Source organism: Variovorax sp. 54, from assembly GCF_002754375.1.
In the GTDB taxonomy this organism is placed as follows: domain Bacteria; phylum Pseudomonadota; class Gammaproteobacteria; order Burkholderiales; family Burkholderiaceae_C; genus Variovorax.
The window spans coordinates 4,651,603-4,676,631 of record NZ_PEFF01000001.1 but is presented as its reverse complement, the minus strand read 5'-3'; the positions used below and the strand labels follow the sequence as shown (position 1 = coordinate 4,676,631).

Annotated in this window: 24 protein-coding genes; 8 read left to right on the top strand and 16 right to left on the bottom strand. The window is 68.1% G+C overall.

Annotated features, from left to right (window positions below; translation table 11 throughout):
- The first annotated feature begins 100 nt into the window (after positions 1 to 100).
- The gene (locus tag CLU95_RS21600) at positions 101 to 1,027 is read left to right on the top strand and encodes a LysR family transcriptional regulator (RefSeq protein ID WP_099795484.1); all 927 of its coding nucleotides are present in this window, start codon (positions 101 to 103) and stop codon (positions 1,025 to 1,027) included.
- Positions 1,024 to 2,013: a Bug family tripartite tricarboxylate transporter substrate binding protein gene (locus tag CLU95_RS21595; protein WP_099795483.1), complete on the top strand. Its 990-nt coding sequence runs from the start codon at positions 1,024 to 1,026 to the stop codon at positions 2,011 to 2,013. Before CLU95_RS21600 ends, CLU95_RS21595 begins: the two co-directional genes overlap by 4 nt.
- Here the strand turns inward: CLU95_RS21595 and CLU95_RS21590 are convergent.
- Together CLU95_RS21590 and CLU95_RS21585 are read right to left on the bottom strand one after the other, a co-directional pair.
- Entirely contained in the window at positions 2,010 to 3,128 is a 1,119-nt protein-coding gene (locus CLU95_RS21590; protein WP_099795482.1) for a hypothetical protein, read from the bottom strand. The two genes, CLU95_RS21595 and CLU95_RS21590, sit on opposite strands and share 4 nt — an antisense overlap.
- A 44-nt stretch (positions 3,129 to 3,172) precedes the next feature.
- Positions 3,173 to 3,733: a putative glycolipid-binding domain-containing protein gene (locus tag CLU95_RS21585; protein WP_099795481.1), complete on the bottom strand. Its 561-nt coding sequence runs from the start codon at positions 3,731 to 3,733 to the stop codon at positions 3,173 to 3,175.
- Positions 3,734 to 3,796: 63 nt separating this feature from the next.
- Here CLU95_RS21585 and CLU95_RS21580 point away from each other — a divergent pair, with 63 nt between their 5' ends.
- Positions 3,797 to 4,414 (top strand): YiiX family permuted papain-like enzyme, encoded by a 618-nt coding sequence (locus CLU95_RS21580; protein ID WP_257214692.1) that lies wholly within the window; start codon positions 3,797 to 3,799, stop codon positions 4,412 to 4,414.
- A gap of 13 nt (positions 4,415 to 4,427) precedes the next feature.
- Here CLU95_RS21580 and CLU95_RS21575 read toward each other — a convergent pair whose 3' ends face one another.
- Complete coding sequence (locus tag CLU95_RS21575; protein ID WP_099795479.1) at positions 4,428 to 4,706, bottom strand: contact-dependent growth inhibition system immunity protein; 279 nt, start codon at positions 4,704 to 4,706, stop codon at positions 4,428 to 4,430.
- 234 nt (positions 4,707 to 4,940) lie between these two features.
- Here CLU95_RS21575 and CLU95_RS21570 point away from each other — a divergent pair, with 234 nt between their 5' ends.
- Both CLU95_RS21570 and CLU95_RS21565 read left to right on the top strand, forming a co-directional pair.
- Positions 4,941 to 6,125, top strand: coding sequence for a Y-family DNA polymerase (locus CLU95_RS21570; RefSeq protein ID WP_099795478.1), 1,185 nt, complete (start codon positions 4,941 to 4,943; stop codon positions 6,123 to 6,125).
- A 7-nt stretch (positions 6,126 to 6,132) separates the two neighbouring features.
- Positions 6,133 to 6,816 carry a TIGR02117 family protein gene (locus tag CLU95_RS21565; protein WP_099795477.1) on the top strand — a complete coding sequence of 228 codons (684 nt, stop codon included), beginning with the start codon at positions 6,133 to 6,135 and terminating at the stop codon, positions 6,814 to 6,816.
- Positions 6,817 to 6,822: 6 nt separating this feature from the next.
- Here CLU95_RS21565 and CLU95_RS21560 read toward each other — a convergent pair whose 3' ends face one another.
- The 5 genes from CLU95_RS21560 to CLU95_RS21535 form a co-directional block, all read right to left on the bottom strand.
- Positions 6,823 to 7,884: a purine-nucleoside phosphorylase gene (locus CLU95_RS21560; RefSeq protein ID WP_099795476.1), complete on the bottom strand. Its 1,062-nt coding sequence runs from the start codon at positions 7,882 to 7,884 to the stop codon at positions 6,823 to 6,825.
- An 81-nt stretch (positions 7,885 to 7,965) separates the two neighbouring features.
- The gene (locus CLU95_RS21555; RefSeq protein ID WP_099795475.1) at positions 7,966 to 8,649 is read right to left on the bottom strand and encodes a hypothetical protein; all 684 of its coding nucleotides are present in this window, start codon (positions 8,647 to 8,649) and stop codon (positions 7,966 to 7,968) included.
- A 172-nt stretch (positions 8,650 to 8,821) separates the two neighbouring features.
- Complete coding sequence (locus CLU95_RS21550) at positions 8,822 to 10,324, bottom strand: class I adenylate-forming enzyme family protein (protein WP_099795474.1); 1,503 nt, start codon at positions 10,322 to 10,324, stop codon at positions 8,822 to 8,824.
- Between the two features lie 3 nt (positions 10,325 to 10,327).
- The gene (locus CLU95_RS21545) at positions 10,328 to 11,317 is read right to left on the bottom strand and encodes a Bug family tripartite tricarboxylate transporter substrate binding protein (RefSeq protein WP_099795473.1); all 990 of its coding nucleotides are present in this window, start codon (positions 11,315 to 11,317) and stop codon (positions 10,328 to 10,330) included.
- A gap of 160 nt (positions 11,318 to 11,477) precedes the next feature.
- On the bottom strand, positions 11,478 to 13,814 hold the full coding sequence (locus tag CLU95_RS21535; protein ID WP_099795472.1) for an acyl-CoA dehydrogenase: 2,337 nt from the start codon (positions 13,812 to 13,814) through the stop codon (positions 11,478 to 11,480).
- Positions 13,815 to 13,958: 144 nt separating this feature from the next.
- Here CLU95_RS21535 and CLU95_RS21530 point away from each other — a divergent pair, with 144 nt between their 5' ends.
- Genes CLU95_RS21530 through CLU95_RS21520 form a run of 3 tightly spaced genes read left to right on the top strand, consistent with a single transcriptional unit; the run spans position 13,959 to position 17,282 of the window.
- Positions 13,959 to 14,741 carry a citryl-CoA lyase gene (locus CLU95_RS21530; RefSeq protein ID WP_099795471.1) on the top strand — a complete coding sequence of 261 codons (783 nt, stop codon included), beginning with the start codon at positions 13,959 to 13,961 and terminating at the stop codon, positions 14,739 to 14,741.
- 5 nt (positions 14,742 to 14,746) lie between these two features.
- Complete coding sequence (locus CLU95_RS21525) at positions 14,747 to 15,910, top strand: acyl-CoA dehydrogenase family protein (protein ID WP_180288655.1); 1,164 nt, start codon at positions 14,747 to 14,749, stop codon at positions 15,908 to 15,910.
- A 10-nt stretch (positions 15,911 to 15,920) separates the two neighbouring features.
- Entirely contained in the window at positions 15,921 to 17,282 is a 1,362-nt protein-coding gene (locus CLU95_RS21520) for an MmgE/PrpD family protein (RefSeq protein ID WP_099795470.1), read from the top strand.
- A 145-nt stretch (positions 17,283 to 17,427) separates the two neighbouring features.
- Here CLU95_RS21520 and CLU95_RS30720 read toward each other — a convergent pair whose 3' ends face one another.
- The 8 genes from CLU95_RS30720 to CLU95_RS21490 all read right to left on the bottom strand — a co-directional run bounded on the left by CLU95_RS30720 (position 17,428) and on the right by CLU95_RS21490 (position 24,964).
- Positions 17,428 to 18,012, bottom strand: coding sequence for a hypothetical protein (locus CLU95_RS30720; RefSeq protein WP_143606030.1), 585 nt, complete (start codon positions 18,010 to 18,012; stop codon positions 17,428 to 17,430).
- Positions 18,009 to 18,833: a hypothetical protein gene (locus CLU95_RS30715; protein WP_143606029.1), complete on the bottom strand. Its 825-nt coding sequence runs from the start codon at positions 18,831 to 18,833 to the stop codon at positions 18,009 to 18,011. The genes CLU95_RS30720 and CLU95_RS30715 overlap by 4 nt, the downstream gene beginning before the upstream one ends.
- A gap of 283 nt (positions 18,834 to 19,116) precedes the next feature.
- Entirely contained in the window at positions 19,117 to 19,824 is a 708-nt protein-coding gene (locus CLU95_RS21515; protein ID WP_099795469.1) for an aspartate/glutamate racemase family protein, read from the bottom strand.
- Position 19,825: 1 nt separating this feature from the next.
- Positions 19,826 to 20,809, bottom strand: coding sequence for a Bug family tripartite tricarboxylate transporter substrate binding protein (locus CLU95_RS21510; RefSeq protein WP_257214691.1), 984 nt, complete (start codon positions 20,807 to 20,809; stop codon positions 19,826 to 19,828).
- 100 nt (positions 20,810 to 20,909) lie between these two features.
- Positions 20,910 to 22,064: a mandelate racemase/muconate lactonizing enzyme family protein gene (locus tag CLU95_RS21505; protein ID WP_099795467.1), complete on the bottom strand. Its 1,155-nt coding sequence runs from the start codon at positions 22,062 to 22,064 to the stop codon at positions 20,910 to 20,912.
- Positions 22,065 to 22,179: 115 nt separating this feature from the next.
- Positions 22,180 to 23,067 (bottom strand): LysR family transcriptional regulator, encoded by an 888-nt coding sequence (locus CLU95_RS21500; protein ID WP_099795466.1) that lies wholly within the window; start codon positions 23,065 to 23,067, stop codon positions 22,180 to 22,182.
- Between the two features lie 13 nt (positions 23,068 to 23,080).
- On the bottom strand, positions 23,081 to 23,971 hold the full coding sequence (locus CLU95_RS21495; protein WP_095746534.1) for a LysR substrate-binding domain-containing protein: 891 nt from the start codon (positions 23,969 to 23,971) through the stop codon (positions 23,081 to 23,083).
- Between the two features lie 87 nt (positions 23,972 to 24,058).
- On the bottom strand, positions 24,059 to 24,964 hold the full coding sequence (locus tag CLU95_RS21490) for an SDR family NAD(P)-dependent oxidoreductase (protein ID WP_099795465.1): 906 nt from the start codon (positions 24,962 to 24,964) through the stop codon (positions 24,059 to 24,061).
- Positions 24,965 to 25,029 lie beyond the last annotated feature (65 nt).

Genomic DNA, 25,029 nt, shown 5'->3' with positions numbered 1-25,029 from the left:
CAGCCTCGGTGGGCTGCTTTTTGAACAGGCGGCCGGACGATAGATTCCGTGTGACCTAGGGTCAAATAAAATAACAAGGCCTATTCAATACAAAAAACATATGGACATACGCGCCCTGAGGTACTTCGTGGCCGTGGCCGGCACCGGCCACATGACGCGCGCCGCCGAGCAGCTGGGCATCCAGCAGCCGCCGCTGAGCCTGCAGATCAAGGCGCTGGAGCGCGAGCTGGGCGTGCTGCTGTTCAAGCGCCATCCGCGCGGCGTGGCACTCACCGACGCCGGCCGGCTGTTCCAGGCCGAGGCGCTGCGCATGCTGCAGGACATGGAGGCCATGAAGCAGCGCATGGCACGCGTGGCCCAGGGCCAGACCGGCACGCTCGCGGTCGGCTTCACCAGCTCGGCGGCCGCGCACCGCTTCATGCCCGAGGCGCTGCGCGCGTTCCGCCGCGCGCACCCCGGCGTGGAGCTGCAGCTGCGCGAAGACAACGCCGCCGAACTCACCGAGGCGCTGGCAGCCGGCCGGCTGCACTGCGGCCTGTTGCGCGTGCCGGTGGCGCGGCCCGAGGGGCTGGTGTTCGAGACGCTGCTGCGCGAGCCGGTGTGGGTCGCGATGCCGAGCGACCACCGCTTCGCAACTGCTGCCAATGGCAAGAAGCCGGCGAAGCCACTGTCGCTGTCGAAGCTCTGCGAAGAAGGCATCATCCTCGTGCGCCGCCCGGGCGCGCCCGGCCTCTATGCCGAGCTGCTCGCGCTGTGCCACGCGCAGGGCCTGCGCCCGCGCGTGGTGGCCGAAGTCGATCGCATGATGACCAACCTGAACCTCGTGGCCGCGGGCGTCGGCCTGTCGGTGGTGCCGACCTCGATGACCGGCGTGCACGCGCACGCCATCGCCTACACGCGGCTGGCCGATGGCGGCCAGCTCGACGCGCCGCTCACGCTGGTGTCGCGCGCGGACGAAGACAACCTGCCGGCACGGCACTTCGCGGCGCTGCTGCGCGGGCTGGCCGAGGGGAAGCCCGTCGCATGACCGTGCCGCTGTTGCGCCGCCACTTCCTGCAACGCATCGGCTTCGCGGTGGCGTGCGCGTTGCCGCATCTGTCGCACGCGTCTTTGCCCTGGCCCAGCCGCCCGGTGCGCCTGATCGTCGTCTATCCGCCGGGCGGCGTGAGCGACGGCATGGCGCGTGCGCTGGCCGAGCCGCTGGCGCAGTCGCTGGGCGTGCCGGTGCTCATCGAACACCGCGCCGGCGCGGGCGGCAGTCTGGGCATGGACGCGCTCGCACGCGCCACGCCCGACGGCCACACGCTGGCCTTTTCCGCCATCAGCCCGCTCACCCTGCACCCGCTGCTAGCGCGCGCGCCCTACGACCCGCTGCGCGCCTTCGCGCCCGTGGCCAGCGTGATGCGCACACCGGTGCTCGTCGTCGGCACGCCGGCCTTCGCGGGCCGCGGCTTTGGCGAACTGATCGCGCTGGCGCGCCGCCAGCCGGGCGCGGTGCGCTGGGCCACCTCGGGCGTGGCGACCATCGGCCACATGGTGCTGGCGCAGGTGCGCCTGCAAAGCCGCACCGACATCACGCACATCCCCTACCAGGGCGGTGGTCCGCAGCTCAACGACGCGCTCGGCGGGCAGTTCGAGGTGCTGTCGACCAACGTCGCGGCGCAGCAGCTGCAGTACATCGAGGGCGGCCGGCTGCAGGCGCTGGCCGTCGGTGCGCCCGCGCGCATCGAGGCGCTGCCTGCGGTGCCTACGCTCGCGGAGCTGGGCTACGAGAAGGCGAACCGCGATTCGCTGTTCGGCATCTTCGCGCCGGCGCGTACGCCGGTGGCGGTGGTGCAGCGCCTCAACGCCGAGATCAACCGGCTGCTGCAAGGCGACCCGCTGCGCGCGCGTTTGCGCGAGGCCTACAACCTGCCGGCCGGCGGGAGCATCGACGACTTCGCGCAGGAGATTGCCGCCGACCGGCGGCGCAACCGCGCGCTGGTGGCGGGGGCGCGGGCGCAGTTCGACTAAGGCTGCGCGGCCGTCCAGCCGAAGCCCGCGTACCAGGGGCTGAAGCGCGACGGGCGCTGTTCGATGTCGACCTGCTTCACCGCGCTGGCCAGCGCCGGCGACACGTTGCGCAACGCCGTCACGGTCCATGCGCGGTCGAGCTGCTTGAGCAGGCGGGCCTCGCAGCCGGGGCTCTCGCGCAGGCCGACAGGCGCCAGGCCCAGCTGCACGGCGACATGCCCCTGCGCGGCGGCGCGTTCCCAGAGCACGCGCCGGCGCTCGGAGCCCAGCAGTGTCAGCTGGCGCAGTTCGTACTCGCCGGCCGGCAGCACGCCGGGCACGGCGTTCACCTGCAGGCGCACGTCCTTGCCCAGGCCGTTCCGGTCGGCCCCGAAGAGCCATTCGAAGTGATCGGTGGGCACCTGCGCCTGGATCGCCATCAAGCAGGGCGCGGGCAAGGGTTGCGTGCCCTGCAGCGTCTGGCGCGTGAGCACCATCAGCTCGGCGGTCTTCGACAGCAGCGACAGCGGGACCGGTTCGTGGTCGCCCGCCACGATCCGTGCGTCGATCGCGGGAGGCAGCGCCGGCACGGTGGCCGCGTTGGCCGCATGCGCCAGCACCTGCGGAAACAGCGGGGGCAGCGTCCTGCCGCTGCCGAAGCTCTCGCCCGTGGCGATCTCCAGGCGATCGGCGGTCAGGCGGTAGTAGCTCGGCAGCGTCGCCTTCACGCCGTAGCCGCCGCGGCGCGTGGTGACGCGTTGGTAGAACTCGCGCGATGTGCTCGTCAGCAGCGGCTGCAGTGCGCGCACCAGTTCCTGGCGCTGCGCGTCGCTGACCTCGTTCAGATCGATGCGGATGCGGTTCGACGGGTAGGTGAAGAGCTTGGCCATGCCCCGCTCGAGTTCCGCGGGGTCCGGCGCGCGCGTCACGTAGAGAACGAAGCCGCCCACGAGCGCGACCACGCAGGTCGCCAACGTGAAGTAGCCCGTGAACTTGAAGACACGCCCGGCCGTCGGGGAGCTCATCCGCCGCTCCAGCGCCCCGAAGACCCGCAGCAGGACGACGCCGACGATCACGACGCCGACCATCAGCAGCACCACGGTGGCCGCGTTGAAGGCGAAACTCAGAAAGCCCATGCCGCTGCGTTCAGGCGCAGCGCCCGACAACGCCAAACAACGGGTCAGTCCTCCGCGCGCCAGAGCCGCGGATAGTCGCTCACGAAGCCTTCCGCCGTGACCCCCAGCACCTCCGCATAGTCGAAGCGCTTGGCCTCGTACGCATACGTGCTGTCGCTGCGCCGTTCATAGCGCTGCATCAGCTCGCTGAGCCCGCCGTCTTCCACATCGACCCAGGCCGCTGGCGCATCGGCGCTTTCGCCCGTTGCGAGATTCAGGCGGCGCAGTTGCAGCAGGTTGGTGGCAGGCGTGAAGCCCAGGTCGAGGTCGACGCAGTGCGACATGTCGGACACGGCTTCGTCGTTGAGCTTCCAGTGGCCGTGCGCATCGCGCGTGATCGACAGGTCGATGGCCGACTCGCCGAGCCAGCCGCGCACCGTGCCCCATTGCGTGTGCCAGAGCAGGTCGCAGCGCACGCGGTAGTGCAGCTGCGCGATGCGCCCGCCTTCGGTGCGGAACACCGCGGCGCCGTCGAGCTGCCAGGCCGAGGCGTTGCGTTCGAGGCGACAGGCATCGTGGCCCGGTGCATCGAGCCTGCGCCAGAGGATGGAGGCGACGGTTTGCATATGGCGCGGATCATGGCACCGGCATGCCGCGGGGCGCAAGCGGCATCCCGCAAAATGCCCTGCATGTCGAAAGCCCTTTATCCGTTGCTGTCTACCCTTCTTGCCCTTCTGCCAGTGGGCGCCGGCCATGCGGCCACCGCCTTGAAAGACGGCGACATCATCTTCCACACCTCGCGCTCGGCACAAAGCGTCGCCGTGCAGCGCGCCACCGGCTCGCGCTACAGCCACATGGGCGTCGTGCTGCTGCGAGAGGGCAAACCCTACGTGTTCGAGGCCGTCTCGACGGTGCGCTACACGCCGCTGGCGCAATGGACCGCGCGCGGCAACGGCGGGCGCTACGTGGTGAAGCGGCTGCGCGACGCCGACACGCGGCTCACGCCCGGCGCCGTGGCGCGCCTGCATGCGCGCACCTCGGACTTCGCAGGCCGCCCGTACGACCTGACTTTCGAATGGTCGGATTCGCGCATCTACTGCTCGGAACTGGTGTGGAAGCTCTACGACCGCGCGCTGGGCGTGCGCATCGGCGAGCTGCAGAAGATCCGCAGCTTCAACCTCGGCGACCCAGCGGTGCGCGCCAAGATGCGCGAGCGCTATGGCGACATGGTGCCCATGGACGAGCCGGTGATCTCGCCGGTGGCGATGTTCGACTCGCCGCTCTTGGTGACGGTCGAGTCGCGTTGAACCAGCGCCGCCCCTACTGCACCGCCGCCCGCACGCTGTCGAGAAACTGCTTGGCCGACGTGCCGAAGTCTTCAGGCACGTAGCCGCGCGAGAAGTCGCGCGCAAACGCCGCCTCCAGGTCGTCGTGCGAGCCGATGTAGTCGGCAATCTCGGCACGCAGCGCGGCCAGTTCGGCCTCGGTGCTCGATTCGCGGTACGAGGCCATGATCTCGGCGCCGGTGTCGCCGAAAAGAAGGTCGGCGTCCTGGCCGAAATAGACCGTGGTGAGGTGGTCGATCAATTCGAAGCGCATCGTGGTTCGTGAGGAAAAAGTGTCGGGCCGGCTGGCCGTTGTCCATCTGCATCCGGCGCGTTGCGCGTGCCAATGCACCCTCGTCGTCCCTCTCGGGGGACTGGAATTGCGCCGCATTCTTGCACGCGACACGGGCGCAGGCGAACATGCCGCGAGAGCGAGACAATCGTCACCGTGAGTTCCCAGCCCGCGCCGCCCCCGGCCCCTCCGATCCGCCGCATTGCCCACCTCGACATGGACGCGTTCTACGCGTCCGTCGAGCTGCTGCGCTATCCGCAGCTCAAGGGCCTGCCGGTGGTGATCGGCGGCGGCCGGCGCCGCGTGGACGAGGCGATCCGCGAGCTGCCCGAGGGCGCCACGCTGGCCGACATTCCGATCGAGGCCTTTCCGCGGCTGAAGGACTACACGGGGCGCGGCGTGATCACCACCGCCACCTACCCCGCACGGCAGTTCGGCATCGGCTCGGCCATGGGGCTCATGAAGGCCGCCAAGCTGTGCCCGCAGGCACTCATCCTGCCGGTCGACTTCGACGAGTACCGGCGCTTCTCACGCGCCTTCAAGCAGGTCATTCTGGAGGTCGCGCCGCTCATGGAAGACCGCGGCGTGGACGAGGTGTACATCGACTTCACCGACGTGCCCGGCGGCCAGCGCGACGGCGGGCGCTCGCTGGCGCGGCTGATCCAGAAAGCCATCTTCGACGCCACCGGCCTGACCTGCTCCATCGGCGTGGCGCCCAACAAGCTCATCGCCAAAATGGCGAGCGAGTTCGAGAAGCCCAACGGCATCTCGGTGGTCTACGAACACGATCTCGAAACCCGCATCTGGCCCCTGCCCTGCCGCAAGGTGAACGGCATCGGTCCGAAGGCCGACGAAAAACTCAAGCGCTTCGGCATCGAGACCGTGGGCCAGCTCGCGGCACGCGAGCGCGGCTGGCTCATCGACACCTTCGGCAAGGCCACCGGCGCGTGGATGCACGACGTGGCCTGGGGCCGCGACAACCGCCCCGTGGTGACCGAGAGCGAGCCCGTGTCGATGAGCCGCGAAACCACCTTCGAGCGCGACCTGCACGCCGTGCGCGACCGCGCCGAGCTGGGCGCGATCTTCACCCACCTGTGCGAGAAGCTGGCCGAAGACCTGCAGCGCAAAGGCTACGTGGGCAAGACCATCGGCATCAAGCTGCGCTACGACGACTTCAAGATCGCCACGCGCGACCAGACCATCGACCGCTTCACCGACGACGGCAAGACCATCCGCCAGATCGGCGGCCAGTGCCTCAAGCGCGTGCCGCTGGAACGGCCGCTGCGCCTCTTGGGCGTGCGCGTGGGGGCGCTGGCCAAGGCCGGCAGCCCCGAGGCGCTGGCGCCCGCCACAAGCGCCCGCAGCGCGGAGCCGGTGGCGACCACGGCTTCGCTCTTCTGACACCCCCATGGTCCGACGCTGGCTGCGACGCATCGCCTTCACCCTGCTGGGGTTGCTGCTCGCCATCGCGCTGTACGTGGCGGTGGCTTGCGCGCTGGTCTTCTTGCCGGCAAACACGAAGCCACCGACCGAGCCTTCGGCCGTCGAAGCCTGGGTGCTGAGCAACGGTGTGCACACCGACCTGGTGTTTCCGGTGCGCTCGGCCACCGTCGACTGGCAGCAGCTCTTTCCGCTGTCCGACTTCAAGGCGCCGCCGCCCGATGCCGAGTTCGTCGCCATCGGCTGGGGCGACCGCGAGTTCTATCTGCACACGCCGACCTGGGCCGACCTCACGGCGGCGCGCGCCTTCGGGGCGCTGTCGGGCGGCAACCGCTCGCTGCTGCACGTGACCTACCTGCAGCGCGCGCAGCTGCGGCGCGGGGCCTACAAGTTGCCGCTCTCGCAGGCGCAGTACGCGCAGCTCGTGGCCCACGTGCGTTCCACGCTGCCCTCAGGCCACGCGGTGCCGATCGCGGGCGCGCACTACGCGAGCGACGATGCCTTCTACGAAGCCCAGGGCAGCTACCACCTGTTCGAGACCTGCAACACCTGGACCGGTCGCGGCCTGCGGCAGGCGGGCGTCACGGTGAGCCGCTGGACGCCGTTCGACTTCAACGTGACGTGGCATCTGCAGCCGGTGCTGCAGCCCTGACGGTCTTCAGGGCTTGGGCACGCCTGCCGACCACGTGGGCCAGTTCTTCACGATGTGATCGACCACGCGCGTGCCCACCAGCGCGATGTTCTCCACCGTCTCGGCAAAGCCACCCGCCGTCTCGCCCGGTGCCGGGTCCAGGTGCTGCAGCGTGGTTTCCTTCGGGTTGCCCTGGTCGAAGTTGACCGCGCCGCGCAGGCTCATCACGCGGTCGGTGCCGTGGGTGCGCTGGATCACGAGGGTGATGGCGGCGGCTTCCATTTCGGTGATCACGTAGTCGTCGGCGCCGTAGAGCTTGGCGATGTACTGCGCCTGCTTCGACATGCCGGGGCCGTGGAAGAAGGTGTCGCCCGTCATGTGCGTGCCGGTGCCCACGAAGGGGGCGCGGCGTGCGGCGGCATCGGGGTAGCGCAGGCGGTATTTGCGGGCTGATTCCGAATCCTTGAGCGGCGTGTCGGCCGACAGCTTCATGGCCCAGCCGACGAGGTCGGGGTTGAGCTTGAAGCGGCGGTACTCCTCGTAGCCCTTGCGCGGCATGAAGGTGGGTTCGCCGGGCTTGTTCTCTTCGGGCGCCCAGCGATGGCCGAGGTCGTAGTCGACGAGCCAGGTGGCCCAGCTCACCTCGCCGATGGTGCCGCGCTGCGGCGGCGTGCCGGCCACGCCGGAGATCACGTAGTAGGCCTGCGAGAAGTCGAGCTGCGGGTTCAGCAGGATGGCCTGCATCGAGGACGACGAGTTGACCTTGCCCATGCCCAGCACCGCGCCGCACACGCCGTCGGTGTTGCAGTACACCGGCTGCAGTGCGCCGGGCACGGCCATGGGCTTGGCGCCCTTCCAGTAGCGCTCGTACCAGTACTGGAACTCACCGGCGCGGTCGCCGGTGTTCTGGCCGATCTCGAACATGGCGGCGACGAACACCTTCACCTTGATGGGCGGCACCGCGGCCGTGGCCGTGGCCGACGGCGCGCGCGGGTCGGTGGAGGCGCAGGCCGTGGCCAGCAGCGCGACGGCGCCGAGCGACAGCCAGCGGCCGCAGGAAGAGGCCCGAGAGAGAGAAGACAGCGTCATGGGGAAACTCGCGAAAGAGGAGGAAAAGAAAAAAGGAAGCTCAGGCTTCGGTGCCAGCAACCATCGTGCCCGCCGGCCCGCTCACCCCGCGGGGGCCGCCAGCGCGAAGCGCACGCTGTCGGGTGCGATGACCACGGCGTAGCCCATGTCTTCGGCCAGGCTCTGCAGCGCGACGGCGTCGATGGCCAGCGCGCGCGGCGCCCGGTGTGCGTCGAGCACGGCGGACGCACCGCCCGCCTCGCGCGGCCCCGCGCTCAGGCGCAGCCCGTCGGCACCGTCGGCCTCGATGCGGATGGCGCCGGCTTCGTCCACGCCGTCGTGCAGATACCCCAGCGCGCCGAGGAACAGGTAGCGCAGCGCAGCGGCGTTGGGCCGGCGCGGTTCGTCGTCCTGCGGGGCGAGCGCGTCATCGACCTCGAGCGCCACGCCGTGCAGGTCGAAGGCCGAACGCATCAGCGTCATGCATTGCGCCACCAGTGCGCCGCGCGTGATGCCGTCGTCGGTGGTGGCCAGTTCCCAGTCGCGCAGCGAGCGGATCGCGCCCACGAGCTCGGAGACCTGGTTGTCGATGAGGTTCACCCGCTCCTCGCAGGCGGCGGGGTCGACGGGGTCGGCCGCCACCTGGCGCTTGAGCATCAGCACCGCCATGCGGATCACCGAAACGGGTGCTGTCATGTCGTGCCGCAGGGCCGGCAAGGCGCGCGTGAGCAGTTCGTGCCGCACGCCGGCCGCGATCCAGCTGCGTGCGCTGGGTGCGGCCTTCATGCCCGCCTGCCCGCGAAGGGAGTTGCCGGGTGGACACGGCAGGCGGCGCGGGAAATGAAGGGAGGCACGGTCACGGCGGACTTTCTGGATCGAACGGGAGAAGAAGCCTCCGAGTATCGGCCCCGGCCCCGACCGCCGTGTGTAGGAGCCAGCCTACGTCCGCCCGTGGGCCTCAGGGCCGCCGAGCCCGCGCCTGCAGTTCCCGCTTGAGCAGCTTGCCGTTGGCCGTGGTCGGCATCGCGTCGATCACCTCGATGCGCGCGGGCCGCTTGTAGGGCGACAGGTGCTCGACCAGGTGCGCGCGCAGCGCCGCCTCGTCGAGCGACGCGCCGGGGTTCAGCTGGACGAAGGCGACGATCTGCTCGTTGCCGTCGGCCTCGGGCACGCCGACCACGGCGCACAGGTGCACGCCGGCGAAGCGGCCGATCACCGCCTCGACCTCGGCCGGGTACACGTTGAAGCCCGAGCGGATGATCATTTCCTTGAGCCTCCCCACCACGAACAGCGCACCGTCGGCGTCGAAGCGGCCGAGGTCGCCGGTGGCGTACCAGCCGCCCGGGCGCATCACCTGCGCGGTGGCGGCCGCGTCGCGGAAGTAGCCCAGCATCAGGCCCGGGCCGCGCAGCCAGATCTCGCCGGTGTCGCCGGGTGCGGCTTCGGTGCCCTCGGCCGTGACGATGCGCCCCTCGCCGCCCTCGACCACGTAGCCGGCCGAGGTGTCGGCGCGCGGCGCCTCGGTGCGCGTGAGGAACACCGAGCCCGCGTACTCCGACAGGCCGTAGCCGTAATGCAGCGGCTGGCCGAAGCGCCGCTCCACGCGCTGCTTGAGCGCCGGGTCGAGCGGCGCGGAGCCTGTGTACACGTAGCGCAGATTCGGAAAGCGCGGCGCGAGCTGTTGCGCCTCGATGTGCGCCAGCAGCCGCGCGTACATGGTGGGCGGCCCGAGCAGATTCGACACCTGCCCGTGCGCCAGCGCCTCGAGCATGTCGGCCGGCGAGAAGCTGGCGCGCAGCACCAGCGCGGCCCCGCCCGTGAGCGCGGCCATCAGCACGGTGCCGATGCCGAAGATGTGGGTCATCGGCAGGAAGGCGTAGACGCGGTCGTGCGTGTCGAGCGCGCGCACCGCCGCCGACACGCGGCCGAAGTGCAGCAGCCCGCGGTGCGACACCATCACGCCCTTGGGCGTGCCCGAGGTGCCCGACGTGAAGATGATCGCGGCGGCATCGGCCAGCGCCGGGTCGGGCTCGGGGCGGGCGTCGGCGCGCGCGGCGGTGAACATCACGCCGGGCAGCGTGGCCGGCACGGCCGACGCGCGCTGCGCGTGCGTGCGCGCGGCATCGGACGCGTCGGTGGTGAAGCCGCACAGCCGCGCGTCGGCGCGCTCGGCAATGGCCGCGATCTCGCCCGGCGACATGCGCGCGTTGACGCCGCACGACCATGCGCCCACGCGGCTGCAGGCCAGCAGCAGCGCGATGTGGGCCGCACAGTTCTCGGCCACCAGCACCACGCGGTCGGTCGGCCGCACGCCGGCGGCGAGCAGGTCGTTCGCGGCGGTCTCGACCATGGCCTGCAGCGCGCCATACGTCGTGGTGCCCTCAAGTTCGTACAAAAATACCGCGTCCGGCGTGCGGGTGGCGCGGTCTTCGAGCAGGTGATGAATGCGTGATGGCTGCATCGGCTATTCCGCCTCGATGCCCTTGGACGCGCTCGCCCACAGCTTGCGGTCCGACACGCCCTTGGTCGCCAGCACTTCCGGTGCGCCCGTCCAGACGTCGTAGCCCTGCTCGCGCAGGCGGTGCGCGATGTCTTCGCGCGCCAGCATCTTCTGCGCCGCGGCGTTCACGCGCGCGACCAGCGCCGGGTCCATGCGCGCCGGGCCGTACAGGCCGAACCAGCCGCCCACGTCGTAGCCGGGCACGCCCGACTCGATCATGGTCGGCACGTCGGGCAGCATGCGGTTGCGCTGACGTGAAGTAACGGCCAGCGCGCGCAGCTTGCCCGACTGGATGAAGGGCCGCGAGGTCGCGATGATGTCGAACATCATCGGCACGGTGCCGGCCATCACGTCGGCCAGCGCCGGCGCGCTGCCCTTGTACGGCACGTGCGTCAGCTGCAGGCCGCTCATCTTCTCGAGCAGTGCACCGCACAGATGGTTCGATGCGCCCACGCCCGCCGAGCCGTAGAACAGCTTGCCGGGCTTGGCCTTGGCATAGGCCAGCAGCTCGCCCACGTTGCGCACCGGCAGGTCGTTGTTGACCACCAGCACGTTGGTGTAGTCGACCAGCGGCGCCAGGGGCATCAGGTCCTTCATCGGGTCGAAGGGCATGCTGCGCTGCACGTTCGGGTTGATGGTGATGGTCGGGCTCGCGCCGAAGAACAGCATCGCGCCATCGGGCGGCGCCTTGGCGACCGCGTTGCCGCCGAGCGAACCGGCCGCGCCGGGCCGGTTGTCGACGATCACCTGCGTGCCCAGCTCCTGGCCCAGCGCGGGCGCCAGCAGGCGCGCGGCGCCGTCCACCGGCCCGCCGGCGGAATAGCCGACCACCAGCTTGATGAGCGGCGGCAGCGGCTGCTGCTGCGCGAAAGCACGGTGCGGCAGTGCGGCGAGCGCCGCGCTGCCCGCCAGCGCGGCCATGAGCTGGCGGCGAGAAAGTTCGAGGGATTGCATGAGCGTTGTCTCCTTTTTGATCTTCAAACTCGGTTCAAGACGCGGACGACGTGGCTCGTTCGCGAAACACCGCGGAACCGGCTTTGCCGGGCCGCTGGTGTTGCCCCCTGGAAGGGGGTTGGCGTAGCGACACGAAGTGCGCGAAGACTGGGGGTCAGCCTCATACGGGCAAGTCCAAAACTTGCCGCGCGAGGATGTTGCGCTGGATCTCGTTCGTGCCGCCGTAGATCATTGCGGCGGTGGAACCGATGAGCGGCGAGAGCACGTTGAAGCTCTGGCCGTCGAGCACCTGGTCGCCTGCGACCGCGCCCTGCTCTTCGCCGGCCTCGACCAGCAAGGCACCGATGCGGTGGTAGGTCTCGCTGGCCCAGATCTTCAGCAGCGACACCGACGCGGGCAGCGGCTTGCCCGCACGCACGATGTTCGCGAAACCCGTGTACGCGGCCGACAGGTCGAGCACGTCGAGCCGCAGCGCTGCGAAGCGCTGCGCGAACACCGGGTCGGCAAACAGCCGCCGTGCCTGCCCGAGCCGCGCGAGCTGGCCCAGCGCGTACTGCGACTGCTTGGGGCTGCCCAGGAAGATGCGCTCGAAGCCCAGCAGCGCCTTCGCGATCGTCCAGCCGCCGTGCAGCTGGCCCACGAGCTGGTCGGCCGGCACGCGCACGTTGTCGAAGAACACTTCGCAGAACTCGGGCTCGCCCGCCAGCGTGTGAATGGGCCGCACCGTGACGCCCGGCGTGCGCAGGTCGCACAGCAGGAAGCTGATGCCCTCCTGCTTGCGCGCGCCCTTGTCGGTGCGCACGAGCATGAAGATGTGGTTGGCGTCTTGTGCGAGCGTGGTCCAGATCTTCTGGCCGTTGACGACGAAGTGGTCGCCCTGCGCATCGCGCCCCGCCACCGCTTCGGTGCGCAGGCCGGCCAGGTCGGAGCCGGCATTGGGCTCCGAGTAGCCCTGGCACCACACATGCTCACCGCTGAGGATGCGCGGCAGAAAGCGCTGCTGCTGCGCGGGCGTGCCGTGCTGGATGAGCAGCGGGCCGATCATCACGATGCCCTGGTCGGGCGCGCGCGCCACGCCGTGCTGCTCCAGCTCCTCGATCCAGGCGATGAGCTTGTCGGCCGGCAAACCCATGCCGCCGTGCGACTGCGGCCAGGCCGGCGCGATCCAGCCCTGCGCCGAGAGCGTGAGGTACCACTCGCGAATCTCGCTCCAGCGCGCGCGGTGCGAGAGGTAGCGCAACTGCGCCGGATAGCGCTGCTGCAGGAAGCCGCGCACCATGCGGCGGAACTCGGCCTCGGGCACCGTGGCCCAGTCGGTGGTGCGCGCGAGGAACTCGCCATGCCAGGCTGCAGCACCACTCGCAGCAGCTTCGGCTTCGCCAGTCAGCGCGGCATGCCGGCGCTGGTGCGCCGTGGCATTGCCCAGCCATGCCGACAGGCACAGCACGCGCTTGTAGAACAGGCTCAGGTCGCATTCCTGCGTGTAGCCGATGGCCCCGTGCAGCTGCACTGCCGCGCGCGACGCCTGCAGCGCGGCAGCCGTGCAACGTGCGTTGACGCGGCTGGCCTCGGCTTCGAGCCGGTCCGCAGGCAACGTGCCGTCGCCCACCAGCGCGAGCACATCGTTGAGCGTAGCCTGCGCCACTTCGAGGTGAATGAACATGTCGACGCTGCGGTGCTGCAGCGCCTGGAAGCTGCCGATGGCCTTGCCGAACTGCGAGCGCGTGCGCAGGTAGGCCAGCGTCTGCGCCAGCATCGCCTGCCCCGCGCCCAGCAGCTCGGCGGCCTGCAAGATTTGTCCGGCGGCGAGCGCCTGGCGCAACGCCTCCTGCGCGGCCGGCCCGCTGGCCAGCACGGCGTCGGCCGACAGCACGACCTCTTCGAAGCGCAGGTTGGCCGCCTGGCTGCCATCGACCAGCGGCACGAGCGTCTCGCTCACGCCCTCTGTGCCGCGCGGCACCCACAGCAGCACGGCGTCGTCCTCGCCGCGCGCCGACACCAGCCAGCCGCTGGCAGCAGCGCCGGGCAGCACCATGAGTTTTTCGCCCTGCAGCAGCACGCCACCCCCATGACCGGACCGCAACTCGCAGCCGCAGGCCAGCGGCACGGCGCTGAGGTCGCCCGCGCTTTCCTGCCAGGCCAGTGCGGGCAGGCTGCGGCCCGCGACGAGGTCGGCCAGCAAGGCACGCGCGCCGGGCGATTCGAGCCGTGCCAGCAGCAGCGCGCTCAGGCCCGCCACCGCCAGCAGCGGTTCGGGCGCCGCGTGCTCGCCGGCCGCGCGCAGGATTTCTGCAGCGCCGTCGAGCCCCAGCGCGAGGCCGCCGGCCGCCTCGGGCGCCAGCATGCCGGGCCAGCCGAGCGCGGCGATCTCGCCCCAACCCTGGGCCTCGTCGGCCTCCGGACGTTCGGTGCGGGCGCGGCGCCGCGCGGTGGCGCCGCTGCGGGTGAAGTAGTCGAGCGCCGCTTCGCGCACGGCCAGGAGTGAGTCGGAATCCATCGCGCTGTCTGCCTTTTCTTTTCCGTTGCAATGACGAGTCGCAGCGTGCCCGAAGACCCCGCCGCAGGGCATTCGCAATTGCGGAAGGGAGGGTTTGGCAATCACTGAGTGGCCGATCGCGCGCGCGGGGATAGATTTGCGGCCATGACAAAGATCAAGAAATCCCTGCACACCGACCTCGGCCACAGCACGCCCGACAAGATCACCGTGCGCGGGCGCGACCTGCCCTCGGAAATCCTCGGCCACCTCAACCTGGGCGACATGGCCTTCCTGGAGCTGACGGGCCGCATCCCGACGCCGCAGGAATCGGTGACCTTCAACGCCATCGTCGTCACACTGGTGGAACACGGCGTCACGCCGAGCGCGCTGGCCGCGCGGCTCACCTACGCCGGCGCGCCCGAAGCCCTGCAGGCCGCCGTGGCCGCCGGCCTGTGCGGGCTGGGCAGCGTGTTCGTGGGCAGCACCGAAGGCGCCGCGAAGATGCTCTACGAGGCCATTCCCTTCGGCGAGAAGCCGTCGCGTCCGCTGGCCGACATGGCGAAGGACATCGTGGCCGACCACCGCGTACGCAAGCTCATCGTGCCGGGCCTGGGCCATCCGCTGCACAAGCCGATCGACCCGCGCACGCCGCGCCTGTTCCAGATCGCGGCGGAGAACGGGCTCTCCAGCCACTACGTCGCGCTGATGCAGGCGGTGCAGGAAGAGGCCGAGCGCGTGTCGGGCAAGTCGCTGCCGATCAACGCCACGGGCGCCATCGGAGCCATTGCGGCCGAGTTCGGCTTTCCGTGGAAGATCATTCGCGGCTTCGGCGTGATGGCGCGCGCCATCGGCCTCGTGGGCCACATCCTCGAGGAGATCGACGACCCGATGGCCATCGAGATCTGGCAACGCGTCGAAAAAGAAGCAGGCGGCCCCCGCCAGGACTGATGCACATGATGATCGCTACCGACAACCGCTTTCCCGACATCCGCGACGCCGTGCGCGACCTGTGCGCGCAGTTTCCCAACGAGTACTTCCGCAAGGTCGACGAGGCGCGCGGCTACCCCGCCGAGTTCGTCGACGCGCTCACCAAAGCCGGCTGGATGGCCGCGCTGATTCCGCAGGAATACGGCGGCTCGGGCCTGGGCCTGACCGAAGCCTCGGTGATCATGGAAGAGATCAACCGCTGCGGCGGCAACTCGGGCGCCTGCCACGGCCAGATGTACAACATGGGCACGCTGCTGCGCCACGGCAGCGAGGCGCAAAAACGCCAGTACCTGCCGAAGATCGCCAGCGGCGATCTGCGCCTGCAGTCGATGGGCGTGACCGAGCCGACCACCGGCACCGACACCACGAAGATCAAGACCACGGCCGTGAAAAAGGGCGACCGCTACGTCATCAACGGGCAGAAGGTGTGGATCTCGCGCATCCAGCATTCGGACCTGATGATCTTGCTGGCGCGCACCACGCCGCTGGCGGACGTGAAGAAGAAGTCGGAAGGCATGTCGATCTTCATCGTCGACCTGCGCGAGGCCATCGGCAAAGGCATGACAGTGCGCCCCATCCTCAACATGGTGAACCACGAGACCAACGAGCTGTTCTTCGAAAACCTCGAGATCCCGACGGAGAACCTGATCGGCGAAGAAGGCCAGGGCTTCAAGTACATCCTCGATGGCCTGAACGCCGAGCGCACGCTGATCGCGGCCGAGTGCATCGGCGACGGCTACTGGTTCATCGACAAGGTGACGGCCTACACGAAGGACCGCGTGGTGTTCGGCCGCCCCATCGGGCAGAACCAGGGCGTGCAGTTCCCGATTGCCGAAGCCTTCATCGAGACCGAGGCCGCCAACCTGATGCGCTACGAGGCCTGCCGCCTGTTCGACGCGCGCCAGCCCTGCGGCGCGCAGGCCAACATGGCGAAGTACCTCGCGGCCAAGGCGAGCTGGGAGGCGGCCAATGCGTGCCTACAGTTCCACGGCGGCTTCGGCTTTGCGTGCGAATACGACATCGAGCGCAAGTTCCGCGAGACGCGGCTGTACCAGGTGGCGCCGATCTCGACCAACCTCATCCTGAGCTATGTGGCGGAGCACATGCTCGGCCTGCCTCGTTCGTTCTGAAGGACTGCACATGAACGCCATCGACCACCCCAGCAAGGTGCTCGCGACCTTCGCGGCCGAGCTGAAGTTCGCCGACATTCCCGCGCCCGTGCTGCGCCGCACCGAAGACCTGATGCTCGACTGGCTCGGCTCCGTGCTCGCGGCCCGCACCGCGAGGCCGATACGCAGCATCGAGCGCTTCGCGCAAATGATGGGCCCCGCTGAAGGCCCGAGCGAGATCCTCACCTCGCGGCGCACCAGCTCCCCGCTGTTCGCGGCGATGGTCAACGCCGCGGCCTCGCACTACGTGGAGCAGGACGACGTGCACAACGGCTCGGTGTTCCACCCCGCCGCCGTGGTCATCGCGCCCGCACTGGCCGTGGCACAGAGCCTCGGTGCCAGCGGCGCGCAGCTGCTGACGGCCGTGGTCGCGGGCTACGAGGTGGGCATCCGCGTCGGCGAATTTTTGGGCCGGTCGCACTACCGCACCTTCCACACCACGGCGACAGCGGGCACGCTCGCGGCAGCCGCGGCGGTGGGGCGCCTGCTCGACCTGTCGCCGCAGCAGATGCTGCATGCCTTCGGCTCGGCCGGCACGCAGTCGGCCGGTGTGTGGGAATTCCTGCGCGACGCCGCCGACTCGAAGCAGCTGCACTGCGCGCACGCGGCGGCCAGCGGGCTGATGTCGGCCTACCTCGCGCAGGACGGCTTCACGGGCGCGGCCAAGATTCTCGAAGGCGCGCAGGGGCTGGGCGTGGGCATGTCGAGCGACGCCGATCCGGCAAAGCTCACCGACGGCCTCGGCACGCGCTGGACGCTGGCCGAGACCTCGTTCAAGTACCACGCCTCCTGCCGCCACACGCACCCGGCCGCCGACGCGCTGCTGCAGGTGATGGAACAGAACAAGCTCCAACCGGCCGACGTGTCCCGGGTCACGACCCACGTGCACCAGGGCGCCATCGACGTGCTGGGCCGCGTGACGGTGCCCGCCACGGTGCACCAGGGCAAGTTCTCCATGGGCACGGTGCTGGGCCTGATCGCGGTGCACGGCCGCGCGGGCCTGGGCGAGTTCGACCGCGACTTTCTCTCTCCCGAGGTCTCGGCCTTCCGCGAGAAGGTGACGATGGCGCTCGACGACGAGGTCGACACCGCCTACCCCGCGCGCTGGATCGGCAAGGTCAGCGTGCACACGGCCGACGGCCGCACGCTGGCCGGCCGCGTCGACGAGCCCAAGGGCGACCCCGGCAACAGCCTGAGCCGCGCCGAGATCGAGGACAAGATGCAGCGCCTGGCGCACTACGGCGAAGGCGCGACGACCGACGAAGCGAAGGCGCTGTGCGAACGTGTCTGGCAGTTGGCCGGCACGGCCCGCGTGGGGCGCTGGCTTTCTTAGGAGATGTTTGCACCCTGCTCCTGAGGCTAAATTCAATTACTGGCGAATCCGACGGAGAAGATCATGAAAAAAATTCAAACCAACCTCAATCAACGCCCTACCCCAATAAGGCACAGCATAAAACACCTAAACAATATAACTAAAATTAAAAAACACCCCCTCTAAAAATAAGATACCCAACAACCGCGACAGCATAAACACCGAGAGTTGCGATAAAAAACCAAAAAAGACTCGCACGACGAATTCGAGCTTCACGCTCCATTAGCATTTGCATATTGCATCGAGCAATGAGGGGCGCCAATATCAACTCCAGCGTCGCCCTTGACCCAGCATCCAGCGCTTTCATGATTGCAGGCCCGCAGGATTTCAATTCGGATTCTATTTCGCGCTCAAAGTACGGAGAATCAATTCCTCGCCACACCAGAGTACATTCCGACATTCGAGAATCAATTTCCAAAACATCATCCAAAGGCGGCATTAGCTCCGTATCCGCCGACAGCGGATATAAATTCTGAAGTCTCGGAAAAAAAACGGATGAAACTGGAGGAGTATGACTTTTTCTACTGAATTTTGATTTATTCTTTTGAGCATACGCTGACAGGTCTATTTTTGCGCCAACGGATTTTGCGACCACCCCTCGCTGACGGCCAATAGTGGCAATTAAAACAAACTCCACAGGGGACTCGTACTCAAAGACTCCTGCGACGCTAAGTCTTTCAGATTCGCTCATGAAATGACTTTCCATTTAGAAACAAAATCTCTAATATCTTGCATCACTGCAGCGGTATCTGTCGTATTTTTATTGCTATGATTTGAATATGCAAATGTTTTTGAAAGCCCCGATTTCGAATAGTCTTTTGCAAACGCATCAAACCAACTTGATGCCATAGCTGCATCACTCCCGGCCTCCCAAATATCTCGCTTATTCATCAAGAGATAAATTCTCTCAATCGTTCCACGCTGACGCAAAACGGGCTCCATCTGATCCTTGAATTGCTCATGCTCACGAAGTCTTGATGCAATGCAATCACCACTGGAAGAACTGATATTGTGATCAACAAAGACCACTAGATAATCTGCCTTTGCAGCTATTTCAAATTGCTGCATGTATTTCTCACCATCACCATCCAAAAGGGCAACATACTTAGCGGGAGCCCCAGGCAAGGTCATTATTTCCGCGTATATCTTGTTCGTTCTTCGATGGACATGATTTATTTGTTGCGCCGTGCTCAAAAAGGTGCTTTTCCCGGATTGCGTGACCCCAACAACTGCAAGTCGTGGAATTTTTAAGTCCAACGAATCAAGGTCTTCCAGAGAGCATTGACCCCCGATAAATTCAGAAATCGAACGCTTTTTCTCCGGGAAGCTTTGAACAAGGGCCGCGATGAGCGCTCCTACAGTTACAACCCCACCAACTGCCAAGACTGTGGGGGTGGCGAGGACCAATCCCGCTGCCGCTGCCATGCCCGAAACAATCGCGACGCGCCCACTGGTACTTTCAATTTTCTTGCCGAGCCTTCCAGGCCAACTCGCCCAATCTCGCTTGGTCATCTGCGCCCTCTCGTAGTCTTCAAGACTTTTTAGATGTCCGATGCTATTCGATTGAACTCATTCGGCTGAAATGAACTTTGGCGTTTTTCACTTGAAGCATCCAGGCATATCACTGGCCTCGAACAGAACGCAACCTTGTTAGAACAGTTGATAGAGCAAAGATGCGTCGATGCGCAGCGCGAGCTCACTGAAGATCAAGCAGTAGTTCTCGGTCGGCACAAGACCAACCCCTACGCTGTATACAGCCGCGCAGCTCCCAGAAAGAACACCGCGCAGAGCAGACTCAAGCGAACAGCCGTCCCTGCCCCGGTGAGCGCGCATCGAGCCCCGCGGTGCGCACGAGGTCCCAGAAGCCCGCGGGCGAGCTGGACACCACGGGCACCTGCAGGCGCGCCTCGACCTCGCGCACCGCATCGAGCGTGACGAGGCCGCCGCACGAAATGAGGAGGCCGTCGGCACCGGGCTGGTCGTCGAACACCTTCAGGCACAGGTCGACCAGCACCTCAGTCGACACCTGGCCCACGGCCTGCACGTCGGAGATGGCCAGGCCTTCGAGCGCCAGCGGTTCGAAGTCGCTCTGTTCGAGGTAGGTGCGCAGCTGCGTGTTGACCTCGTCGATGTAGGCGGTGGCGACGGCCACGCGCCGCACCTTGAGGTGACGCAGGCCCGCGAGGATGGCGTCGCTCATCGTCGTGCAGGGCAGGCCTGTGGCCTGTTCCATCTCGCGCTTCAGCTGGCGGGTGAAGGCCACGCCGCGAAAGAAGCTCAGCGAGGTGCCCATGAGGGAGACGGCGCTCGCGCCCTCCGCCTTGAGTTCCAGCGCCTTGCCGATGACCGAGTCGATCACCTCGGTGTAGCCGCGCGTGGAGATTTCGCCGAGGCCCAGGCCTTTGGCGCTGAAACGGATGCGGTCGCCGTAGAGCAGCGGGCCGTCGACCGGCACGGCGCCGGCTGCGGGAGGAACGATGAGGCCGAGATGGGGCTGTGTCACCTCAGTTCCCCTCCGCCACGATGCGCTGGTCCGTGATGATGCGTTTCCATCGCGTCGTTTCCTCCGCCATGTCCTTGCCCAGCTGGGCCGGCGTGGCGTAGGCGCGCAGCGTGCCTTGCGCGGCGGCAGCCGTGCCCGTCTCGGGCATGTCGAGCACGGTCTTCACGGCGGCCGAGAGCTTGTCGACCACGTCGTTCGGCGTGCCCGCCGGTGCGAGCAGGAAGATGCGCGGCGCGACGTCGAAGCCCGGCAGCGCTTCGGCCAGCGGTGCCACGCCTTCGGCGCCTTCGAGCTTGGCGTTGTTCAGCAGTGCCAGCGCGCGCAGCTTGCCGGCCTTCGACTGCGCCATGGCAGCGGTGGCGCTCACCACGCCCAGCGGCACCTGGCCGCCGACCACGTCGGGCACGATCTGCGCCGCGCCGCGGTAGGGCACATGCACCACGAACGCACCGGTGGATTGCTTGAGCATCTCGAAGCCCAAGTGCTGCACGGTGCCGACACCCGACGACGCGTAGGAGTAACGACCCGGATGCGCCTTGAGTTCCTTGACGAGCTCGGCGGGCGTCTTGGCCGGAAAGTCGTTGCCCGCGACGATCATCAGCGGCGACACGAAGGCACCGGCCACGGGCTTGAAGCTGGTCAGCGGATCGATCGCGATCTTCGGCTGCAGCAGCTTGGCGATGAGCAAGGCGCTGTCGCCCATCATCAGCGTGTAGCCGTCGGGCGGCGCCTTGGCGACGAGGTCGGCCGCGATGAGGCCGGTGGCGCCGGTGCGGTTTTCGACCAGCACCTGCTGGCCCAGCACCGCAGGCAGGCGCGCGCTGAGCATGCGCGCGACCGCGTCGACACCGCCGCCGGCCGAGTAGCCGACGACGATGCGGATGGGCTTGTCGGGAAACTTCTGCGCCCACGCGGCGGGTGCGGCGGCCAGCAGGCCGGCCAGGGCCAGGGCGGCCTGCAGGGCATGCCGGCGCGATGGCCGCATGGCATCTCTTCTTCTGTCGTTCATCTTGTCTCCGTGGTGGTCGGGATGCGCCGGCCGTCTGCGCGGCCTGGTCGTGGTCGGAAGTGTCGTCGGGTGGCGCTCAGGCCTTGCCTTTCCCGTGCGAGGTCGGCAGCTTCGCGAGCTCGCGCACGCGCTCGGCGTTGGGCGTGAAGCCCAGCCCCGGCGCCTCGGGCAGCGTGAGCCAGCCCTGGTCGGGCACGGGCAGGCCGTCGAAGATCTGCTTGAGCATCTGCACCGCGACGTAGTGGTACTCGACCAGCCCGCCGTTGGACACGCCCGCGTGCAGGTGCATGTTGTGGAAGGGCCAGGCGCCGCCGTTGTCGATCGGCACGTTGAAGGCCGCGGCCATGCCCGCGATCTTCAGGCACTGCGAGTAGCCGCCCGAGATGGTCACGTTGGGCTGCAGCACGTCGGCCGCCTGGTTCACCAGCAGGTCACGAAAGCGGAAGGCCAGGCCCTCGTTCTGCCCGCAGGCCAGCGGAATGCGCGTGCGCGCGCGCAGCTGGGCCATCTGGCGCACGTCGTTCTGCGTGAGCGGCTCCTCGAAGAAGCTGATGCCGTAGGGTTCGATGCGGTGCGCGAGTTCGGTGGCGTGGAACAGGTCGAGGCCGCAGTTGGCATCGACGTACAGCTTCACGTCGGGGCCCACGGCCTCGCGCACGGCGGCCACGCGGCGCACGTCTTCGGCAATGACCTCGTCGAGCGGGCGCGGCTCGTCGCGGCGCGCCAGCGCGTGGTTGCCTACGGTCATCTTCAGGCGATTGAAACCTTGCGACACCCACAGCTTGGCGGCGGCGGCGAGCTGGTCGCGCTCGAAGAAGCCGAAGCCGAAGGTGGCGTACACCGGCACCTTGGCGCGCGCGCCGCCGAACAGGCGCCACAGCGGTTGGCCCAATGCCTTGCCCTTCAGGTCCCACAGCGCGATGTCGAGCGCGGCGATGGTGTGGCTCGCGTAGCCGGTCTGGCCGCGCGGCGAGAGCAGCCAGTAGAGCTTCTCCCACAGCCGCTCGGTGGCCATCGGGTCTTCGCCGATCAGCGCGGGGCCGGCCACTTCGCGCACGGCGGCGGCAATGATTTCTTCTTCGGTGATGGCCGTCATGCCGTGGCCAACGAGGCCGGTGTCGGTCTCGATCTCGGTGAGGCACAGCGACAGCGAGGTCTGCTTGTTCAGGCCGACCACGTCGATGGTCACGGGGATGTTCAGCGGCGTGGCGCTGACGCGGATGATCTTCAAGGGTGTCTCCTTTGGTGTGCCCGCATCTTTGCGCGAGGGCCGCAGGAGAACAATTCGTTTTTGGCGAGTTCGAGCCTTCGCGCGACGCGAAGGCTCGCCGCCCGATGGCCTCCGCTCAGTCGGGACGGCCGAGGTGTTCGAGCACCGAGCGCGCGGCGGCCGTGAGCTCCTGCTGGCGGCGCACGCACAGCAGGTGGCGGCGCAGCGCCCAGGGCGCGTCGAGCTTGAGGCAGCGCAGCTTGAGAATCTGCAGCTGCGGCAGGATGGCCGCATAGGGCAGCACGCCGATGCCCACGCCCTGCTCCACCATGCGACAGACCATGTCGAAGCTGCCCACCTGCATGCGCACCTTGAGCGGCACCTGCGCCTCGAGCGCGGCGGCCAGCAGCACGCGGTGCAGCGCCGTGCCTTCGCGCACCACGATATGGTCGTGGCGCAGCACCTCCGCCACGTCGATGCGCTTGCGGCGCGCCAGCGGGTGGTCGCGCGCGACCACCACGGCCAGTTCGTCGGTGCGGTAGGGCAGGCATTCGAGGCCGTCGGCGGGCGTCTGGCCCTCGATCACGCCGATGTCGGCGAGGCCGGCCTGCACGGCCTTCACCACCTCGGTGCTGGCGCGCTCCTGCAGGTCGATCTTGAGCACCGGGTGCAGGCGCAGGAACGAGCCGATCTGCGCCGGCAAAAACTGCGCGATGGTCGAGGCGTTGGCCGTGATGCTGACCACGCCCGCCACGCCGTTCTGGAAATCGTCGAGCTCGGCGCCGAGCCGGTCCATGGCCGACAGCACGGCGCGCGCATGCAGCAGCAGCCCATGGCCGGCCGAGGTGAGCGTGACGCCGCGCGCATGGCGCACCAGCAGCGGCAGCCGGGCGCGGGCTTCGAGGTCGGAGATGCGCTTGCTCGCGGCCGCCAGCGCGATGTGGCAGCGCTTGGCGCCTTCGCTGATGCTGCCGTGGTCGGACACGGCCACGAACAAGCGCAGCGATTTCAGGTCGGCGGACATGGCCGGTCGCGCCTCAGGCCAGGGTGAGGTGGTCGAACAGCTCGCGCGCGGAAGCCGGCAGCTGCTCGCGGTTGCGCGCGATGAGCTTGAGCTCGCGCTCGGCCCAGGCGTCGCTGAGCGCCACGGTCGAGATGCGCATGGCCATCGACAGCCGGTGCGCCGACGACGAGGGCAGCACGCCGACGCCCACGCCGGCTTCGATCATCAGGCAGATGGCCTCGAAGCTGCTGACCTGGATGCGCGGGTTGAAGCCGCGCCCCGCGAGTTCGGCGCGGCGCTGCAGAAAGCGGTGGATCGCGCTGCCGTGGTGCAGGCCCACGTGCTGCTCATCGAGCGTGTCGGCAAAGGCCACCGACGACGCGCCCGCCAGCGGGTGCGTGGGCGGCACCACCAGCACGAGCTGATTGCGCCCGAAGGGGCGCGCATCGAACTCGCCGGTATGCACGTCGCCCGCGAGGATGCCGATGTCGGCCTCGCCGTCGGCCACGGCGCGCACGATTTCTTCGCTCAGGTACTCGCGCAGATCGACCTGCACGGCCGGGTGCTGCGTGAGAAAGCCCGCGAGCTTCTGCGGCAGGTACTCGGTGATCGAGGTGGTGTTGGCGAACACGCGCACATGGCCCTTGATGCCCTTGCCGAAGTCCTGCATGTCGCAGCGCAGGTGCTCCATCTGCTGCATCACGCGCTTGGCGTGGTACAGCACCGCCTGCCCCGCCGCCGTGAGGCTCACGCCCTGCGCGCTGCGGTGCAGCAGCTTGCCGCCCACCGCCTCTTCCATCTGCTTGATGCGCGTGGACGCCGCGGCCAGCGAGATGCAGGCCTTCTCGGCGCCGCGCGTGAGGCTGCGCGCGTCCGCCACGTAGACGAACAGTTTCAGGTCGAACAGGTCGAAGTGCAGGTTCACCGGGCGGGCACGAAGGAAGCGGGAGGAACGCGCATTGTCCGGCGAACGGCGCCGCCCGCAGCCGCTTGCGGGTTTGTCCTCATGCCCTCAGACCGGGTCCCAGCTGAACACGTCGGCCGAGCGGTCCAGCGGGAAGAAACTGGCGCGCATCGCGGGCATGGCGTGCTCGGCAATGCTCTCGGGCGTCCAGCCTTCGGAGCGGTGCACGGAGCGCACCGGGCGCGGCTGGCTGATGAGCGAAATCTCGTTGTTGCGCACCGAGAAGATCTGCCCGTTGACCGCAGCCGCCGCATCGCTCGCCAGGTACACCGCGAGCGGTGCCACCTTGGCGGGCGTCATCTGCTTGATCTTGTCGACGCGCGCGCGCTGCTCGTCGGTGTCGGTCGGAATGGCGCCGATCATGCGGCTCCAGGCGAAGGGCGCGATGCAGTTGGAGCGCACGTTGAACTTGAGCATGTCGAGCGCGATGGACTTCGACAGCGCCGCGATGCCGAGCTTGGCCGCCGCGTAGTTGGCCTGGCCGAAGTTGCCGATCAGGCCCGAGGTGGAGGTCATGTGCACCAGCGCACCCGCGTTCTGTTCCTTGAAGTGCGTCGCGGCCGCGCGGCTCACGAAGTAGGCGCCGTACAGGTGCACCTTGATCACCGCGTCCCACTCGTCGACCGACATCTTGTGAAAGAACCGGTCGCGCAGGATGCCCGCGTTGTTGACCACCGCGTCGATGCGCCCGAAGCTGTCGACCGCACATTCCACGATGCGCCCCGCGCTCGCGGCATCGGCCACGCTGTCGGTGTTGGGCACCGCCTCACCACCCGCCGCACGGATCTCTTCGACCACCTGCTGCGCCGGCCCGGCACTGCCGCCCTCGCCGTCGAGCCCCGCGCCGATGTCGTTGACCACTACCTTCGCGCCATGCCGCGCCATCGCCAGTGCAATGTCCCGCCCGATGCCGCCGCCAGCGCCGGTGACGACGATCACTTTTCCTTCAACCATGTGTCTTGCCTCTGCTTCGGATGTTCGTTCGCCCGCGAGCTCGCGGGGGAATTTCAGAATGCCAC

Bases quoted from the DNA above. Each gene is read 5' to 3' on its own strand.
- CLU95_RS21545 (WP_099795473.1), bottom strand. From the start codon at position 11,317: ATGCAATCCCTCGAACTTTCTCGCCGCCAGCTCATGGCCGCGCTGGCG.
- CLU95_RS21530 (WP_099795471.1), top strand. From the start codon at position 13,959: ATGACAAAGATCAAGAAATCCCTGCACACCGACCTCGGCCACAGCACG.
- CLU95_RS30715 (WP_143606029.1), bottom strand. From the start codon at position 18,833: ATGACCAAGCGAGATTGGGCGAGTTGGCCTGGAAGGCTCGGCAAGAAA.
- CLU95_RS21490 (WP_099795465.1), bottom strand. From the start codon at position 24,964: ATGGTTGAAGGAAAAGTGATCGTCGTCACCGGCGCTGGCGGCGGCATC.
- CLU95_RS21555 (WP_099795475.1), bottom strand. From the start codon at position 8,649: ATGAAGGCCGCACCCAGCGCACGCAGCTGGATCGCGGCCGGCGTGCGG.
- CLU95_RS21590 (WP_099795482.1), bottom strand. From the start codon at position 3,128: ATGGGCTTTCTGAGTTTCGCCTTCAACGCGGCCACCGTGGTGCTGCTG.
- CLU95_RS21500 (WP_099795466.1), bottom strand. From the start codon at position 23,067: ATGTCCGCCGACCTGAAATCGCTGCGCTTGTTCGTGGCCGTGTCCGAC.
- CLU95_RS21510 (WP_257214691.1), bottom strand. From the start codon at position 20,809: ATGCGGCCATCGCGCCGGCATGCCCTGCAGGCCGCCCTGGCCCTGGCC.
- CLU95_RS21565 (WP_099795477.1), top strand. From the start codon at position 6,133: ATGGTCCGACGCTGGCTGCGACGCATCGCCTTCACCCTGCTGGGGTTG.
- CLU95_RS21550 (WP_099795474.1), bottom strand. From the start codon at position 10,324: ATGCAGCCATCACGCATTCATCACCTGCTCGAAGACCGCGCCACCCGC.
- CLU95_RS21525 (WP_180288655.1), top strand. From the start codon at position 14,747: ATGATGATCGCTACCGACAACCGCTTTCCCGACATCCGCGACGCCGTG.
- CLU95_RS21600 (WP_099795484.1), top strand. From the start codon at position 101: ATGGACATACGCGCCCTGAGGTACTTCGTGGCCGTGGCCGGCACCGGC.
- CLU95_RS30720 (WP_143606030.1), bottom strand. From the start codon at position 18,012: ATGAGCGAATCTGAAAGACTTAGCGTCGCAGGAGTCTTTGAGTACGAG.
- CLU95_RS21585 (WP_099795481.1), bottom strand. From the start codon at position 3,733: ATGCAAACCGTCGCCTCCATCCTCTGGCGCAGGCTCGATGCACCGGGC.
- CLU95_RS21520 (WP_099795470.1), top strand. From the start codon at position 15,921: ATGAACGCCATCGACCACCCCAGCAAGGTGCTCGCGACCTTCGCGGCC.
- CLU95_RS21595 (WP_099795483.1), top strand. From the start codon at position 1,024: ATGACCGTGCCGCTGTTGCGCCGCCACTTCCTGCAACGCATCGGCTTC.
- CLU95_RS21570 (WP_099795478.1), top strand. From the start codon at position 4,941: ATGGACGCGTTCTACGCGTCCGTCGAGCTGCTGCGCTATCCGCAGCTC.
- CLU95_RS21535 (WP_099795472.1), bottom strand. From the start codon at position 13,814: ATGGATTCCGACTCACTCCTGGCCGTGCGCGAAGCGGCGCTCGACTAC.
- CLU95_RS21580 (WP_257214692.1), top strand. From the start codon at position 3,797: ATGTCGAAAGCCCTTTATCCGTTGCTGTCTACCCTTCTTGCCCTTCTG.
- CLU95_RS21575 (WP_099795479.1), bottom strand. From the start codon at position 4,706: ATGCGCTTCGAATTGATCGACCACCTCACCACGGTCTATTTCGGCCAG.
- CLU95_RS21560 (WP_099795476.1), bottom strand. From the start codon at position 7,884: ATGACGCTGTCTTCTCTCTCTCGGGCCTCTTCCTGCGGCCGCTGGCTG.